Below are 18630 nucleotides of genomic sequence, written 5' to 3' on the forward strand. Positions count from 1 at the left end.
GCGTTTAGCTTATTAGTCAATAATTATTTAAGCAATTAGAAAATGACTAAAATTACAAAAAAAAGAAAAGAAGCCATAGCGAAATACAATAAGGACGAAGTCTATACACTCGACAAAGCTATTGAAGTAGTAAAGGATTTAACCTATACCAAATTTGATGCTTCAGTTGACATAGATGTTCGACTTGGTGTAGATCCAAGAAAAGCAAACCAGATGGTTAGAGGAACTGTAACCTTGCCTCATGGCACAGGTAAAACAATTCGCGTTTTGGTGCTTTGTACTCCCGATAAGGAAGAAGAAGCTAAGGCTGCTGGCGCTGATTATTACGGTCTTGATGAGTATATTGATAAGATTAAAGGTGGATGGACAGATATAGACGTTGTAATTACAATGCCTAGTGTGATGGCGAAAGTTGGTGCCTTAGGTCGAATTCTTGGACCTCGTGGACTGATGCCTAATCCAAAAACCGGTACTGTTACCATGGAAGTAGGAAAAGCAGTAAATGACGTGAAAGCAGGTAAAATTGATTTCAAAGTTGATAAATTTGGTATTATACATGCAGGAATTGGCAAAGTATCTTTTGATAAAGCACAACTGTTGGATAATTCAAAAGAGTTTATCAATTCAATTATCAAGTTAAAACCAACTGCTGCTAAAGGCACTTACGTTAAAAGTATCTATATGTCCAGTACCATGAGTCCTGGTATACAAATTGAACCAAAATCAGCAACCTTATAATTGACTGGTAAATAGAATTTTTAGTTATGACAAGAGAAGAAAAAAATCAGTTTATCGAGTCTTTAACGCAAGATCTGAATAACAGTAAGTATTTTTATATCGCTGATATTTCCGACTTAAACTCCGAAGCAACTACACGCTTAAGAGGAATGTGTTTTAAAAAAGACATTAAACTGAAGATGGTTAAAAACACCTTGCTTCGAATAGCAATGGAAAAAACCAATAAAGACTTAGAACCTCTTTACGATGTTCTTAAGGGAACTACTTCACTAATGTTCGCAGAGGCTGGCAATACGCCGGCAGTATTAATTAAAGAGTTTAGAAAAAAGAGCGATCGTCCGATTTTAAAAGGTGCTTATGTTGAAGAGATGACATACATCGGGGATAATCAACTTGACTTTTTGATTAATATTAAATCTAAAAATGAACTTCTTGGAGAACTCATCGGATTACTTCAATCTCCTGCAAAAAATGTTATTTCAGCATTACAATCAGGCGGTCAAACATTAACCGGTGTACTCAAAACATTATCAGAAAGGCCTGAATAATAGGCTTTAAGTACTTAAAGATTAAATTAAAAACAATTAAAAACAAAAATAAAATGGCAGATTTAAAAGCTTTTGCAGAACAATTGGTTAACTTAACAGTAAAAGAAGTTAATGAATTAGCTGGTATTCTTAAAAATGAATATGGTATTGAACCAGCAGCAGCAGCAGTGGCTGTAGCAGCTCCAGGTGCAACTGAAGAAGTAGCAGCAGAAGAACAAACCTCATTCGACGTAATTCTAACCGCAGCTGGACAATCAAAACTAGCAGTAGTTAAATTGGTTAAAGAACTTACAAGTTTAGGTCTTAAAGAATCTAAAGAATTAGTTGATTCAGCACCAAAAGCAATCAAAGAAGGTGTTAGTAAAGACGAAGCTGAAGCTCTAAAAAGTCAGTTAGAAGAAGCAGGTGCTGAGGTTGAGGTTAAGTAAGTAGTTAAGCATTATTTACTGATTAGAGAGACGAAGACTATCTTCTAATTATTATTGGATTTCGAGTCTGCTTCTGGATTTTGGTAATAAATTAAACTACTAACCAGTCCGCATTAGGCGGGCTAAAACTTGAAAACCTTGACAATTCAAAAAACTGAAAGAATAAACTTCGCATCAACCCGCATACACACGGAATACCCTGATTTTCTGGATATTCAATTAAAATCTTTTCAGGATTTTTTCCAATTGGAAACAAATCCTGAAAATCGTGTGAATGAAGGTTTGTATAAAGTTTTCGCAGAAAACTTTCCAATAACTGATGCTAGAAATAATTTTGTTCTCGAATTCCTGGATTATTTTGTAGATCCTCCCAGGTATTCAATCGCAGAATGTATTGAAAGAGGGCTCACTTATAGTGTGCCCCTTAAAGCAAAACTTAAACTTTATTGTACAGATCCCGATCACGAGGACTTTGAGACCATCATCCAGGATGTATATCTTGGTATGATACCTTACATGACCCCAAAAGGAACATTTGTAGTTAATGGAGCTGAAAGGGTTGTTGTTTCTCAACTTCACAGATCACCAGGGGTGTTTTTCGGTACCAATTATCACGCAAACGGATCCCAATTGTTTTCTGCCCGTATTATCCCTTTTAAAGGATCGTGGATGGAATTCACAACCGATATTAATAATGTAATGTATGCTTACATCGACCGAAAGAAGAAACTTCCGGTAACTACATTATTACGGGCAATTGGTTTCGAAAGTGATAAAGATATCCTTGAAATATTTAATTTGGCTGAAACTGTAAAAGTTAGTAAAGCAGCATTAAAAAGAGTTGTCGGACGTAAGTTGGCAGCTCGTGTATTAAGGTCTTGGATCGAGGACTTTGTTGATGAAGATACCGGTGAAGTTGTTTCAATTGAAAGAACTGAAGTTATCATTGATAGAGAGACTGAACTTGAAAATAAGCACATCGATTTAATCGTTGATGCCGGAATCAAGACTATCTTAATTCATCGTGATGACATTAATACTTCTGACTATAGCATTATCTTTAACACACTTCAAAAAGATACAGCCAACTCAGAAAAAGAAGCTGTTGAATTTATCTACAGACAGTTAAGAAATGCTGAGCCTCCTGATGAAGAAACAGCCAGAGGCATTATAGATAAACTCTTTTTCTCAGATAAGCGTTACGATTTAGGTGATGTTGGAAGATATAGAATCAATAAAAAACTAGGTACGGATACACCTCCTGAAACTAAAGTATTGACTAAGGAAGATATTATTTCTATTATAAAATATCTTATTGATTTAATTAATGCCAAAGCTGATGTTGATGATATCGACCACTTAAGTAATCGTAGAGTTAGAACTGTAGGAGAGCAATTATATGCTCAATTTGGTGTTGGATTAGCCCGAATGGCACGAACGATCAGAGAGAGAATGAATGTGCGCGACAATGAGGTTTTCACCCCAACTGATCTGATTAATGCTAAAACCTTATCTTCAGTTATTAATTCATTTTTTGGAACCAACCAGCTTTCACAATTCATGGATCAAACCAATCCTTTATCAGAGGTTACACACAAACGTCGTGTTTCTGCTTTAGGTCCGGGTGGATTATCACGTGAACGTGCAGGTTTTGAGGTTCGTGATGTTCATTACACCCACTACGGGCGATTATGTACAATCGAAACTCCTGAAGGACCAAATATTGGTTTGATTTCTTCATTATGCGTATTTGCAAAAATAAATAAACTTGGTTTTATCGAAACTCCTTACAGAAATGTAATTGAAGGGAAAATCGAAAAAGATGCTGAGCCCATTTATTTAAGTGCTGAAGAAGAAGAGAAAAAAATCATCGCTCAGGCAAGTACATTGCTTAAAGAAGACGGTCAAACTTTCCAAAGAGATAAAGTAAAGGCTAGATATTTAGCTGATTACCCAATTATCGAAAAGGAAAAAGTGGATTTAATCGATATTGCGCCTAATCAAATTGCATCTATCGCAGCTTCGTTGATTCCTTTCTTGGAACATGATGATGCTAACCGTGCTTTGATGGGATCAAATATGATGCGCCAGGCTGTGCCTTTATTAAATTCTGAAAGCCCAATTGTTGGAACAGGAATTGAAGGTCAGGTTGTTCGTGATTCACGTGTTTTGATTAATGCTGAAGGAACTGGTATTGTTGAGCATGTTGATGCAGACGAGATTAAAATTAGGTACGAAAGAACGGATGATGAAAGACTTGTAAGTTTTGAAGATGATGTAAAAACTTATAAACTTACCAAATTCACTCGTACCAATCAAAATACAAGTATCAATTTACGCCCGATTGTGAGAAGAGGCGATAAAGTAACCAAAGGACAAGTATTGTGCGAAGGTTATGCAACTCAAAAAGGTGAATTGGCATTAGGACGTAACCTGATGGTTGCTTTTATGCCATGGAAAGGTTATAACTTTGAGGATGCTATCGTAATTTCCGAACGCGTTGTAAAAGAAGACATCTTTACTTCTGTGCATATTGAAGAATTTACACTTGAAGTTAGGGATACAAAACGTGGAATTGAGGAATTAACAAATGACATTCCTAACGTTAGTGCCGAAGCTACCAAAGATTTGGATGAAAATGGATTGATCAGGATTGGTGCTGAAGTTAACGAAGGAGATATCCTCATAGGAAAAATTACTCCGAAAGGAGAAAGTGATCCTACCCCTGAAGAAAAACTATTACGTGCAATTTTCGGCGATAAAGCTGGTGACGTGAAGAATGCTTCACTTAAAGCACCGCCTTCATTAAAAGGAGTTGTAGTTGATAAAAAGTTATTCTCAAGAGTTATCAAAGACCGAAAATCCAAAGTTCGTGAAAAAGAAATTATTCAGGCATTGGAAGACGAGCACTTAAGAGATGCAGCCGAGTTAAAAGAAAAACTTGTTGAGAAACTTAATGTACTTGTTATTGGTAAAACTTCACAAGGTGTTTATAATAACTTTAAAGAGGAAGTCATTCCTAAGAAATCAAAATTCACTCAAAAATTATTGCTGGGCGTTGATTATTCCAATATCAATCCAAATAAATGGACAACTGATAAGGATAAAAACGATTTAATCAAATCCCTTATCAATAATTACAATATTAAGCATAAAGAATTACTTGGTGTTTTCAATCGAAAAAGATTTGTAGCAACCGTCGGTGATGATCTTCCAAATGGAATTATTCAGATGGCAAAAGTTTATGTAGCTAAAAAACGTAAACTTAAAGTGGGAGATAAAATGGCCGGTCGTCACGGTAATAAAGGTATAGTTGCAAAAATTGTACGTGAAGAAGACATGCCATTCCTTGATGATGGAACTCCGGTTGATATTGTCTTAAATCCGTTAGGTGTACCTTCTCGTATGAACTTGGGTCAGATTTATGAAACAGTTCTGGGATGGGCAGGCAAAAAAATGGGTGTTAAATTTGCGACCCCAATTTTCGACGGTGCCAGTATCGATCAAATTAACGAGTACATGCGAAATGTAGGTTTACCCGAAAATGGTAAAGTTTATTTGCACGACGGTGGAACCGGTAAACGATTTGATCAACCTGCAACGGTTGGTTACATCTACATGCTAAAACTTCACCATATGGTCGATGATAAAATGCATGCCCGTTCTATCGGACCGTATTCACTTATAACTCAGCAACCATTGGGCGGTAAAGCTCAATTTGGAGGTCAGAGATTTGGTGAAATGGAGGTTTGGGCTTTAGAAGCATTCGGTGCTGCTAATGTTTTACAAGAAATCCTTACCGTAAAATCAGATGATGTAATCGGTAGAGCCAAAGCTTACGAAAGTATTGTAAAAGGTGAAAATATGCCGACCCCAGGCTTACCAGAATCCTTTAACGTTTTAGTACACGAATTACAGGGCCTTGGCTTAAATGTAACTTTTGATTAAAACATTCTTGCGTAGGGATACTTAATGTATCTCTACGCATAAAATTTTGTTCTTTACAAATTCAATTTAAATTCATCATATGGCTTTTCGAAAAGAAAATACCGGTACCGGAACATTCACAAAAATGACCATCAGTCTTGCTTCTCCTGAAGCAATCCTTGAAAAATCAAGTGGAGAAGTTCTTAAACCCGAAACCATTAACTATCGTACCTACAAACCTGAACGCGACGGGCTTTTTTGCGAAAGAATTTTCGGGCCTGTAAAAGACTGGGAATGTCATTGCGGTAAGTATAAAAGGATTCGATACAAAGGTATTGTTTGTGATCGTTGCGGAGTAGAAGTTACTGAAAAGAAAGTTAGACGTGAACGTATTGGTCATATTCAACTTGTTGTTCCTGTTGCACATATATGGTACTTCAGATCATTACCTAATAAAATAGGTGCTTTACTTGGTTTACAAACCAAGAAACTTGACATGATCATTTATTATGAACGCTATATTGTTATCAACGCAGGGATAAAAGCAGCTGAAGGTGTCAATTATCTTGACTTTCTGACAGAAGAAGAATATTTCGAGATTATTGAAAGTCTTCCGGCTGAAAATCAATATTTGGACGATTCGGATCCGGATAAATTCATTGCAAAAATGGGTGCCGAAGCAATTCATGACCTTTTGGCCAGATTAGATCTTGACACCATGTCATTTGATCTTCGTCATAAAGCGAATACCGAAACATCTCAGCAACGTAAAGCCGAAGCGTTAAAGCGTCTTCAGGTTTTTGAAGCATTTCGTGATGCAAGGACCAGGATCGAAAACAGACCTGAATGGATGATTGTGAAGGTAGTACCTGTTATTCCACCTGAACTTCGACCATTGGTTCCACTAGATGGCGGCCGTTTTGCTACATCCGACTTAAATGACTTGTATCGTCGTGTTATTATTCGTAATAACCGTTTAAAACGATTAATTGAAATCAAAGCTCCTGATGTAATCATGCGAAACGAAAAACGTATGCTTCAAGAAGCCGTTGATTCATTATTTGATAACTCAAGAAAAGCAAACTCGGTTAAAACAGAATCGAACAGGGCACTGAAATCATTAAGCGATAGTTTAAAAGGGAAACAAGGACGATTCCGTCAGAACTTACTTGGAAAACGTGTCGACTATTCAGGTCGTTCTGTAATTGTTGTTGGACCCAATTTAAAACTTAACGAGTGTGGTATTCCGAAAGATATGGCTTCTGAATTATTCAAACCATTTATCATTCGAAAAATGCTTGAAAGAGGCATTGTTAAAACCGTAAAATCAGCTAAGAAAATTGTTGATCGTAAAGATCCTGTTGTTTGGGATATACTCGAAAATATTTTGAAAGGCCATCCGGTCATGCTGAACCGTGCTCCTACCCTTCACCGATTAGGTATTCAGGCCTTCCAGCCTAAATTAATTGAAGGAAAGGCGATACAGTTGCACCCATTGGTTTGTACGGCTTTCAACGCCGACTTTGACGGTGACCAAATGGCTGTTCACGTTCCGTTAGGAAACGCAGCAATTCTGGAAACCCAAATTTTAATGCTTGCATCCCACAACATTTTAAATCCAGCGAACGGTGCCCCTATCACAGTGCCATCTCAGGACATGGTTTTAGGATTGTATTACATGACCAAAGGCAGAAAAAGTACTCCTGAACATATTGTTAAAGGTGAAGGATTTAGATTCTATTCACCGGAAGAAGTAATCATTGCTTATAACGAGAAAAAAATTGACTTGCACGCGATGATCAGCGTTAAAACAAATGACGTTGAGAATAATGTTATAGTCAACAAAATGATTGATACTACTGTTGGTCGGGTTCTATTCAATCAGGTAGTTCCTGAAGGTTATGGTTATATCAATCAGCTTCTTACTAAAAAGGCATTAAGGGACATTATCGGAGACGTTGTTAGAAAAACCGGAACTGCCATAACTACTGAATTCCTCGACAATATCAAAGAACTTGGATTTAATATGGCTTTTGAAGGTGGTTTATCTTTCAATTTAGGTGATGTATTAATCCCTGAAGAAAAAGTTCAGTTGGTTAAAAATGCAAATTTAGAAGTTGAAGAAGTAATGAATAACTATAATTTGGGATTCATTACCAATAACGAACGCTATAATCAAATTATTGATATTTGGACACATACCAACTCACAACTTACACATACCTTGATGGCCCAGATTTCTAAAGATCAGCAAGGCTTCAATTCAGTATATATGATGCTGGATTCTGGAGCTCGGGGATCAAAAGAACAAATTCGTCAGTTATCAGGTATGAGGGGATTAATGGCTAAACCACAAAAATCAGGTGCTACCGGAGGCGAAATTATTGAAAATCCGATTCTTTCAAATTTTAAAGAAGGATTATCAGTACTTGAGTATTTTATCTCAACTCACGGTGCACGTAAAGGTTTAGCTGATACAGCACTTAAAACAGCTGACGCCGGTTATCTGACCCGACGTTTGGTTGATGTTGCACAAGATGTTATCATATCTGAACAAGATTGTGGTACTTTACGTGGATTAACAATTACAGCTCTGAAAAAGAGTGAGGAAACTGTTGAATCGTTATACGATAGAATTCTTGGAAGGACTACCGTTCACGACATCTATCATCCAATAACCGAAGAATTAATAATCAAAGCCGGTAAAGAATTAACCGAAGATATAGCCGAAATTATTGAAGCATCACCAATTGAAGCAGTTGAAATTCGTTCGGTATTAACCTGCGAATCAAAACTTGGGGTATGTACCAAATGTTATGGTCGTAACCTTGCTTCAGGTAGAATGGTTCAGAAAGGTGAATCTGTTGGTGTAATTGCTGCTCAATCAATTGGAGAGCCAGGTACGCAGTTAACATTACGTACATTCCACGTTGGGGGTACTGCTTCAAACATTACAATTTCTTCAAAAATTGAAGCTAAATTCGATGGTATCATTGAAATTGACGAATTACGATCTGTTGAATACACTAATACTGAAGGAAGTAAATTCGATGTAGTTGTCGGTCGATCTGCAGAAATGCGAATTATTGACAAGAAAACACAAATAGTGCTTACTTCCGGAAATATTCCTTACGGATCATCTCTGCTGGTAAAAAATAATACAGAGATCAAAAAAGGTACCTTGATTAGCACTTGGGATCCTTATAATGCTGTTATTTTATCAGATGTAAATGGTAAAATTGTCTTCAATAATGTGATCGAAGGATTAACCTATCGTGTTGAATCAGATGAGCAAACCGGATACAAGGATAAGGTGGTTATTGAATCACGTTCAAAATCAAAAAATCCCAGTATGTCTATATTGAATTCTGACGATATTGAAATCAGATCGTATGACATTCCTGTAGGATCTCACATTATTGTTAATGACGGAGCAAAAGTTATAGCTGGTGAAATCCTGGTTAAAATTCCTAGAGCAATTGGAAAATCAGGTGATATCACCGGTGGTCTTCCAAGGGTAACAGAATTATTTGAAGCTCGAAACCCTTCTGATCCTGCTGTTGTTTCAGAAATTGATGGTGTAGTATCTTTCGGTAAAAAACTTAAACGTGGTAACCGTGAGGTTATCATCACCTCAAAAACCGGTGAAGAAAAGAGATATCTTATTTCAACAAGTAAACAAATCCTGGCACAGGAAAATGATTATGTGAAAGCCGGAACACCATTATCAGAAGGTGTAATGACTCCGGCAGATATTCTTGCAATTAAAGGACCAATGAAGGTTCAGGAATATATTGTTAACGAAATTCAGGAAGTTTACAGATTGCAAGGTGTTAAAATCAATGATAAACATTTTGAAGTCATCGTTCGTCAAATGATGCGTAAAGTTGAAGTTGCTGATCCTGGTGATACAAAATTCCTTGAAGGAGAACTGGTTAACAAAATATCTTTCATGGACGAGAATGATGAAATTTTTGGAAAGAAAGTAATTATTGACTCAGGAGAATCTGATAATTTTAAAGCAGGACAAATTGTAAGTGCCCGTAAATTAAGAGATGAGAACTCTATGTTGAAACGTAAGGATAAGAAACTTATCGAATCAAGAGATGCTCAACCTGCAACTGCTCGTCAGATTTTACAGGGAATAACAAGGGCTTCATTACAAACAAATAGCTTTATTTCAGCTGCTTCATTCCAGGAAACAACCAAAGTTCTTACGCAGGCATCAATAATGGCCAAAACTGACTATTTAATGGGCTTGAAAGAGAACGTAATTGTTGGTCATAAAATTCCTGCTGGAACAGGACTTCGTGAATATCAAAATATCCTTACTGGTTCGAAAGAAGAGTATGATGCAATGATGGCTGCAAAAAAAGCAGTTGAGGTTTAATTTAAAAATTCGCTTTATGAATGATTCAAATAATCAAAAACAAATAAATATTGAATTGAGTGAGGAAATTGCTGAAGGTATTTATTCAAATCTCGCAATGATAACTCATTCTAATGCCGAATTTGTTGTTGATTTTATTAAAATGATGCCTGGTGTTCCAAAAGCTAAGGTTAAATCGAGGGTAATTTTAACTCCTCAACATGCCAAAAGACTGCTTCGGGCACTTCAGGATAACATTTCAAAATTTGAATCCATACATGGTAATATTATAGAATCAAATGCGGGTGAAGGCCTTCCACCAATTAGTTTTGGCGGTCCCACGGCCCAAGCATAATAAAACAAAAAAAGTGTTACTATTTAGTAGCACTTTTTTTTTGACACCCTTCAGGGTGTCACCCCTGAAAATCAAAAAGTTTCAAATCACCCTCCTGTTCAACACAATCAATAATTTTCTTTTTAAACTTCCAACAAGTCATTTGCCTATACTCAAGCTTCTTTGATAGCTCGTAAGTTGAGATACCCGGTTCTTTGCAAACGCTATAAGCAATTTGAAATGCATCAACAATATCAATTTTACAGTGATGAAAAATTGTGTGTGCCGTAGCCGACTCTTCAGACTTACATTTTGTACATCTTCTCGAATAACTGCTTTTTCCTTTACAAAAATTAGTATGTCCGCATTTACGGCATTTAAATCCATCCTGCCATTTAAGTTCTGCCAAATATTTCAGACATTTATCATTATCTGAAAATTTGTCATTAAATTGACTTATATCAAGATTGTACATTAAGATGCTCATATTATGCTTATTACATTATTCTTATTCGTGACAATTAATTAAACTGGAACAATTATTGATACAAAAATAAAAAAAATAGTGATATTAATGCGATTTAATATTGAATAATATATATCTTTGTATAAAAATTAATATTTACAAAAATGAGAACACTTAATTTAATTACTTTAATGCTGGTTGGGGTTTTATCTTTTGGCTGTGCATCTGCTAATAGCAATGAAAAAAAAGATGTAAGTAAATCTGAAGCCAAAACTAATAAGGATGGTAAAATATTACCCGAACATTTAACCTACGAATCATTTAAAGAAAAGGTATGGGATTTTGAATCTAGTCCTACCGAATGGGTTTATAAAGGAACCGAGCCTTGTATTATTGACTTCTATGCTGATTGGTGCAATCCATGTAAAATGATTGCTCCCATTATGGAAGAACTCGCAATCAATTATGAAGGAAAAGTGAAAATTTACAAAATAGATACTCAAACCGAACAAAAATTGGCCTCTGTTTTTCAAATTACCGGAATCCCTGCCATACTTTTTGTACCTGCAACAGGACAACCTATGAAGCAAACAGGTGCAATGTCGAAAGAGTATTATGAACAAGTAATAAAAGAGTTCTTGCTATCCACACCTCAAAAAGGGAACGCAACAAGTCAAAAATAATTTAACAGCGCAAAACATCACATAAAATGGAACATTTAACGAAACAAACTTTTTTAGATAAAGTATTTAATTACGAAGAAAATAAAGATTGGAAATTTGAAGGCAAATTACCATGTTTAATCGATTTTTACGCTGATTGGTGCGGCCCTTGTAAAATGGTTGCCCCAATACTAGATGAATTATCGAAAGAATATGAAGGTAAAGTGAATATTTATAAAGTTGACACAGAAGCTGAGCAGGAATTAGCTGCTGCATTTGGAATAAGAAGCATTCCTTCAATGTTATTCTGTCCACAGGATGGTCAACCACAAATGGCACAAGGAGCCTTACCAAAAGACTCTTTAAAACAAGCTATTGAAGAAGTTCTTTTAAAAACTGTATCAGCAAAATAATTGATTAAAAATTAGCAGGTTAAAAGGCCGTGATTTTTGTCACGGCTTTTTTTTTATTTTTGCACAAGCTTGATAACAGATAATTTATGGATAAAATTCTTTTAAGTACAGCATACCTCCCTCCCATCAATTATCTTTCGTGCATTGCCCTTGCAGATGAAATCACAATTGAAGCTCATGAAACCTATACTAAGCAAACTTTTAGAAATCGAAGCCATATTTATTCTCCCAATGGGTTACAAGCATTGATTATTCCAATTAACAAAGTGAATGGCAATCATACAAAAACCATCGATATTCAAATTTCGGATCATTCTGATTGGCGATTACATCATTGGAAATCGTTGCAAACTGCCTATAATACTTCCGCCTTTTTTATTTATTACAAAGATGAAATCCGGAAAACATTGCAATTTCCTTCATCGAAATTATTTGAGTACAACTTGCATGTTTTAAATTTTCTTTTGAATGAGATTGGAATAAAGAATACGATTAAAATCAGTGAAGATTACATTAATAATCCTTCTGAAATTGTAGATTTAAGAACAAGTATCAGTCCCAAAAGCAAAGTTTCAATAAACAATCCGCAGTATTATCAACTTTACAGTCAAAAATATGGCTTCCTCGAAAACTTAAGTATTCTGGATTTATTATTTAACGAAGGTCCCAATACTTTAAACTATTTGCAATCAATGGTTCAGAAATAATTATTCGGGGTATTCAATTCTTACATGATAAATATTCAATAGTTTTTTCTTTAGGATTTCTTTAATTTTTGTGATCTCACGGAAAGTAATATTTGAGTCAATAAATTGATTAGCGTCAATTTGCTTTTCGATAATACTTTCAACAAGCTTATTTAAAGATTCTTCGGTTGGAACCTTAATGCTTCTTGATGCAGCCTCAACAGAATCGGCCATCATAACCACAGCAGTTTCGCGGCTCATCGGAATTGGTCCCGGATATGAGTACAATTTCTCATCAATATTTTTAGCTTCTTTACTGTTCATTTTCATATGGTAAAAATACTCCACCTTTCTACTCCCCTGATGCGTGACGATGAAATCAATCACTTGTTTAGGCAGATCGTATTTAGTGGCAAGTTCTACACCTCTATAGATATGATCAACAATAATTTTAGCGCTTTGATCTGGAGTCAACTTATCGTGAGGATTGATTCCAGATGATTGATTTTCTATAAAATATACAGGTGCATCCATTTTTCCTATATCATGGTAAAGGGCCCCTGTTCTGGCCAGTAAGGTATTTCCACCGATCTCAAATAATATTTCTTCTGCTAAGTTTGCTACCTGCATTGAATGCTGAAAGGTACCCGGTGCTTTCGACGACAATTCCCGTAATAATTTATTATTTGTGTTAGAAAGTTCTATTAAGGTTACGTCTGTAATTAATCCAAAAACCTTTTCAAACAGATAAATCAATGGGTAAGAGAACAAGGTTAGGACTGCACTTCCGCCAAATAACAAGAAAGAAGTCCAATCAATGCCTTTAAAGCTTCCTTCCTGTACTAAGCTTAATCCTAAGTATACGGTCGAATAAGTTACAAATATCATCAATGAACTCCTAAAAAACTGAGCCCTGCGCTGCAACTGCACAACACTGATGATTGCAATGATTCCAGCTATAAGTTGAAGAAAGACAAATTCAAAACTATTAGGCACTAAAAATCCAATGATAATAATGGTGATAATATGCACATACAAAGCCGGTCGTGTATCAAAAAATGATCTTATAATTAAAGGAATAATACAAATAGGCACCAAATATAAATATCCGACATTGTATTTAATAACCAAACTGGTAATGAATACCATCATAATAATCAACAATAAAATCAAGGCAATTTTAATGTTATCAAAAAATATTTCTCTCCTGAAGTATAACAGAAAGAAGAATAATACAACCATTGATATTGAAATCAGGATAAGTTGCCCTAATAAAATTACATAGTATGTTGATGCAGAGCCCAATTGTTGTTCATACTCCTTCTTCATCGATTCTAAAATTTGAAATTTGTCCGACGATACCAACTCCCCTTTTGAAATAATTCTTTCGCCCGTTTGAACCATACCGCGCATAAGAGATAACTTGCTCAATTGCAATTGTTTTTCTTCCTCAGTTTTTACTTTATTATATTTAATATTTATAAAAAGTGTATTTTCAAGCGTGCTCAACAATATGCTTTGATCTAGTCTTGAATTTCCGGTGACCGCTTTTTGAAAATAGTCGTACGCTGATTGAATACTAAAGACTTCACTAAATCGCTTTTCTTCAGCTTTATTGCCTTTTATCATTACGAATAGTTCTTGTTTGGTCACATCCACAATTTCTGCTAAATTTTCAATAATGCCAACGGTGATAACCGAATCAAAAATCATACTGCATCTGTACCAATTCAAATTCTTTTTTTGCTCGCTCATAGGCGAATCTTTATATTTTGCCTTCCAATTATTTTCAAAATTTTCAAATAATTCATCTTGTTTGGTTAGTGTAATACCCTCATCATAAACAAAATAAGGCTTTATCTGAGCAAGTATGATTTTCCTATCCTGATCAATTTCACTCTCCGGTTTTAAAATAGCAAAATTATATGATGCGATTAAATCGTTATGCATCCACGGTCTGCCTTTTTGAAACTCATATTTAAATTTTCCTTCTTTTGGAAAAATAATTACCAGAAGAATGATTGAAAATAAAAATAGCAATCCTTTGATTATTGGGGATTTATGTATTCGTAAAAAATCGGAAACTCTTTTCATGTGTTTATAATTTATTTCTTAATTGCCACATAGCTTGTCCCGATTTTTCGGGAGAATACCAATGTATTCACACTCAGTTTGTATGACCAGTCTTATGTGCATTTCATAAAATAAAATTAACTAGTAGTAAATATAATGAAAATGCGATATATAAATAATATTTCACTAATTTTAGGAACACAAAAGTACATCATATGAACTATGGAATTTGCGAATATAGTTTGATTCCCGTTAGAAAAGAGGCAAATAATAGTGCCGAAATGGTGACTCAATTATTATTTGGTCATACTTATACAATCATAGAGAATGGAGAAAATTGGCATCAAATAAGGATATCAAATGATAATTATGAAGGTTGGATAGAGCAAAAACAAATAAGTCAGATCTCAGAAAATGAATTCAAACTATATACTTCCGAAACTCATAATATCGTTTCGGATTTGGTTCAAGTCGTTAATAATAATTCCAAAAACACCTTTTTCCCTATATTATTGGGAAGCAATATTTACGGAGAACAAAACAAAGTTTTTCAGATAAACTGGCAGGAATACACCTATAATGGGGCGTTTGTATCATCAAAACAAAAAATCAGTGCCGGCCATATCATCGAAAATGCTTTAATGTATAAAAATGCGCCTTATTTATGGGGAGGTAAAAGTCCTTTTGGAATTGATTGTTCAGGACTTGTTCAGATGGCCTATTATTTATCAGGCATCAAATTATTGAGAGATGCTTCACAACAAGCTACTCAGGGAGAAACAATTAATCTGATCACAGATGCTTCACCGGCCGATTTATGTTTTTTCGATAATGATGAAGGGGCTATTACTCATGTTGGAATTTTATTGCCAGATTCAAAAATTATCCATGCTTCAGGGTATGTTCGTATCGATTCTATTGATCACCATGGCATTTACGATTCGGTTGACCAATGTTACAGTCATAAATTACGGTTGATTAAAAAAATCATTTGAGGCAATTCTGGTTTTGCTTTCTAAACTTATTCTAAATTACAAATTTCATTTTTTTTATAAGATATTATTTTAATTTTGCAGAATAATAATTTCTTCGGGGCAGGGTGATTCGCCAACGCGAAAATTCCCGACCGGCGGTTAAAGTCCGCGACTCCCGATTTTTTAGTTAAAAAATCGGGATTGAACCTGTGAAATTCAGGTGCCGACAGTAAAGTCTGGATGGTAGAAGAAGATTATCCTTGGTTGATGCTTTCAATCATTTCTGTACCTTATATCAAATTAAGATGCATGAAGTGTTTTGATCAATAAATGATAATTCATATGCCCCGAATAATTATGTTCGGTTTTTTTATGAATTTTAATTTATTGAGCAATGAAAAAAATGATTTTTAAATTATTAAGTGTTCTCATCCTAAGTTTGATTACATCAAATATTTTTTCTCAATTTCAGATTACCGGAAAAGTAAGCGGCGGTGATTTATCAAATGCTATTTATGGGGCTAATATCTATTTATCGAGCAATCGTTCCATTGGAACTGTTACTGATTATTCCGGTCAATTTCATCTGGAAATTAAAAGGATACCGGAGAAATTAATCATCAGTTCAATCGGTTTTAAAAGCCGAATTATTGAGCTCCTCGACAACACTTCTAATAAGATTGATTTAGGAATAATAATTTTAGAACCTGAATCGACTGATCTGGTAGAAGTGAATATCATTTCATCCATTGTTACTGATAACAATACACCCGTATCTGTCTCAAATATTAAATCAGAAACTATCGAAAAAGAGCTTGGAGATCAAAGTTTTCCGGAGATCATGAAAAGCATTCCGGGCATTTACGCAACCAGAAAAGGAGGTGGAAGCGGCGATGCGGAAGTTAGTTTAAGAGGTTTTAAACAAGAAAACGTGGCATTACTTTTAAACGGGGTACCGATTAGCAGTGTTGAAAATGGGTTGGTTTATTGGAATAACTGGATTGGGCTGGCCGACGCAACTGAAATGATTCAGGTTCAAAAAGGAATAGGAGCATCAAAGGTAGCACTCAACTCTGTCGGTGGAACCATTAACATCATTACCAAATCAACAAATACTTCTAAAGGTGGAGCATTTATGCATTCAATTACCAGTTATGGAAATAAAAAAAGCACCATTAGTCTGTCATCAGGTTTACTTAAGAATGGTTGGTCGGTTTCATTTTTAGGTTCTCACACTTCAGGCCCCGGATATGTTGATGCTACTTATGTAGATGCCTGGGCTTATTTTCTAACAGCAAGCAAACAATTCAATAAAAATCATAAGGTCACTTTTACTTTATTAGGCGCTCCTGAAAAACATGGGCAACGTAATCTATTGCTTAGCAATGAAGAAACCCAACAATATGGATTAAAATTTAACAAGGATTGGGGCAGTTATAACGGAAAAATAAATAATATTTCTGAAAATTATTATCACAAACCTCAGGCAAATTTGAATCATTATTGGAACATCAATGAAAAGATGTTTTTAGCTACTTCAGCTTACTTTTCTTATGGTTACGGAGGTGGAAAATGGGCCGAATCATTCAATTACGGGCCATCTATATTTTCATTCCGAAATGCAAGTCGGCAAATTGATTGGGATGGAATTTATAATAACAACACTTCTAATCAATCAAATTATACGCTTGCAAACGGGACCATTGTAAATGGCTTCTCCAATACCATTCAAACTGATTTTTTAGCAAGTCATATCTGGACTGGAATTCTCTCAAATTTTGATTATCAGATCAATGAAAAATTTAAATTCATTGGGGGTATACATCAAAGATATTTTAAATCGAAGTTACAGGAGAAAGTAAGGGATTTATTGGGTGGCCAATTTTGGATAGATACTTACGCCTGGGCAATTGACGGAGTTGGTGGAAGAAATCAAATCAAAAAAGTGGGTGATATTACCAAAGTTGATAATGGCGCCATTATTCATTTCACTAATTTATTTAGTCAAATAGAATACACTCACAATAAACTGAACAGCTTTGTGGCCTCCAGTATTTCATATACCAGTTATCAGCGCGAAGACAGATATAATTATATTAACGACATCAAAAGTGAAAGCATTGGTAAAATAGGATTTGATATCAAGGGCGGATTGAGTTATCATTTGAATTCAAAAAACAAAGTTTATTTAAACTCATCTTATTATTCTAAAGCACCGTATTTTAAGTTCATTTACGGCAATTGGACTAATACACCATCCCTCAATATCAATAATGAAAACATCTATTCTATTGAACTTGGTTATGGATACAAAGATCATAATCAAAAATTTAGCGTGAATGCTTACTATACTAATTGGCAGGATATTTCATTCTTATCAAAAGAATATATCCTTTTGGAAAATCAATCTCAAACCAGGGCTCTGGTAAGAGGATTAGATGCAGTTCACAAAGGAATAGAAATAGAATTTGAAAAAATAATCAGCGATAAATTTTCTGTTGGACTTATGGCCTCACTTGGCAATTGGAAATGGAAAAACGATGTTGTAGCCGAACTTTATAACGAACACAATGTTGTAGTTGATACCACCGAAGTTTATGCCAATGGGCTTTTTGTTGGCGATGCTCCCCAAACTCAATTAGGTGTTTTCGTGAAAAGTAAAATAATCGATCTGTTCGATTTTAGCTTTAACTATACCTATAATGATCGTTTGTATGCCGACTTTGATCCTGCCGCGCGTTACAATCCAACTGACCGGAAACAATCGTTCAGGTTGCCATCATACAGTCTTTTAGATGCACACCTTGGATACACCTTTAAAATATCAAACCATGATGTTTATACCGGCCTGAGTTGTTATAATTTGTTAAATAAGGAATACATCACCAGAGGTGAAGACGGATCAAATCATGATCTCTCTACTTTTCAAGGAAATTGGGGCTTTGGGCGCACTTTCAGCCTCAATTTAAAAGTTAACTTTTAATGAAATGAGTGCTTAAACAGGCAGAAATA

The 18630-nt window shown here is 35.1% G+C and carries 13 protein-coding genes and 1 riboswitch; of the genes, 11 read left to right on the plus strand and 2 right to left on the minus strand.

Annotated elements, in window-relative coordinates; all coding sequences use genetic code 11:
• Positions 1-42 precede the first annotated feature (42 nt).
• From rplA to KKG99_16510, 6 genes are all read left to right on the plus strand, one after another.
• On the plus strand, positions 43-738 hold the full coding sequence (gene rplA / locus KKG99_16485) for a 50S ribosomal protein L1 (protein MBU1014592.1): 696 nt from the start codon (positions 43-45) through the stop codon (positions 736-738).
• Between the two features lie 26 nt (positions 739-764).
• A complete protein-coding gene (rplJ, locus tag KKG99_16490) occupies positions 765-1286 on the plus strand; it encodes a 50S ribosomal protein L10 (GenBank protein MBU1014593.1) in 522 nt (173 codons plus the stop codon).
• Between the two features lie 53 nt (positions 1287-1339).
• Positions 1340-1714: a 50S ribosomal protein L7/L12 gene (gene rplL, locus KKG99_16495; GenBank protein ID MBU1014594.1), complete on the plus strand. Its 375-nt coding sequence runs from the start codon at positions 1340-1342 to the stop codon at positions 1712-1714.
• 138 nt (positions 1715-1852) lie between these two features.
• Positions 1853-5662, plus strand: coding sequence for a DNA-directed RNA polymerase subunit beta (gene rpoB / locus KKG99_16500; GenBank protein MBU1014595.1), 3810 nt, complete (start codon positions 1853-1855; stop codon positions 5660-5662).
• A gap of 79 nt (positions 5663-5741) precedes the next feature.
• Positions 5742-10031, plus strand: a complete 4290-nt coding sequence (gene rpoC, locus KKG99_16505; protein ID MBU1014596.1) for a DNA-directed RNA polymerase subunit beta' — start codon at positions 5742-5744, stop codon at positions 10029-10031.
• Between the two features lie 16 nt (positions 10032-10047).
• Entirely contained in the window at positions 10048-10365 is a 318-nt protein-coding gene (locus tag KKG99_16510; GenBank protein ID MBU1014597.1) for a DUF3467 domain-containing protein, read from the plus strand.
• Positions 10366-10423: 58 nt separating this feature from the next.
• Here the strand turns inward: KKG99_16510 and KKG99_16515 are convergent, their stop codons facing one another.
• Positions 10424-10831 carry a transposase gene (locus tag KKG99_16515; protein MBU1014598.1) on the minus strand — a complete coding sequence of 136 codons (408 nt, stop codon included), beginning with the start codon at positions 10829-10831 and terminating at the stop codon, positions 10424-10426.
• A gap of 143 nt (positions 10832-10974) precedes the next feature.
• On the opposite strand from KKG99_16515, the gene KKG99_16520 reads away from it, so the two are divergent.
• The 3 genes from KKG99_16520 (at position 10975) to KKG99_16530 (ending at position 12592) form a co-directional block, all read left to right on the plus strand.
• On the plus strand, positions 10975-11493 hold the full coding sequence (locus tag KKG99_16520; protein MBU1014599.1) for a redoxin domain-containing protein: 519 nt from the start codon (positions 10975-10977) through the stop codon (positions 11491-11493).
• Positions 11494-11519: 26 nt separating this feature from the next.
• The gene (trxA, locus tag KKG99_16525) at positions 11520-11885 is read left to right on the plus strand and encodes a thioredoxin (GenBank protein ID MBU1014600.1); all 366 of its coding nucleotides are present in this window, start codon (positions 11520-11522) and stop codon (positions 11883-11885) included.
• 86 nt (positions 11886-11971) lie between these two features.
• On the plus strand, positions 11972-12592 hold the full coding sequence (locus KKG99_16530; protein ID MBU1014601.1) for a WbqC family protein: 621 nt from the start codon (positions 11972-11974) through the stop codon (positions 12590-12592).
• Here the strand turns inward: KKG99_16530 and KKG99_16535 are convergent, their stop codons facing one another.
• On the minus strand, positions 12593-14665 hold the full coding sequence (locus tag KKG99_16535; protein ID MBU1014602.1) for an HDIG domain-containing protein: 2073 nt from the start codon (positions 14663-14665) through the stop codon (positions 12593-12595).
• 194 nt (positions 14666-14859) lie between these two features.
• On the opposite strand from KKG99_16535, the gene KKG99_16540 reads away from it, so the two are divergent.
• Positions 14860-15639, plus strand: coding sequence for a C40 family peptidase (locus KKG99_16540; protein MBU1014603.1), 780 nt, complete (start codon positions 14860-14862; stop codon positions 15637-15639).
• Between the two features lie 86 nt (positions 15640-15725).
• A riboswitch (FMN riboswitch) is annotated at positions 15726-15874 on the plus strand.
• Between the two features lie 138 nt (positions 15875-16012).
• Positions 16013-18601 (plus strand): TonB-dependent receptor, encoded by a 2589-nt coding sequence (locus KKG99_16545; protein MBU1014604.1) that lies wholly within the window; start codon positions 16013-16015, stop codon positions 18599-18601.
• Positions 18602-18630: the final 29 nt, after the last annotated feature.

The sequence above is a fragment of the Bacteroidota bacterium genome, assembly GCA_018816945.1.
Lineage (GTDB): Bacteria > Bacteroidota > Bacteroidia > Bacteroidales.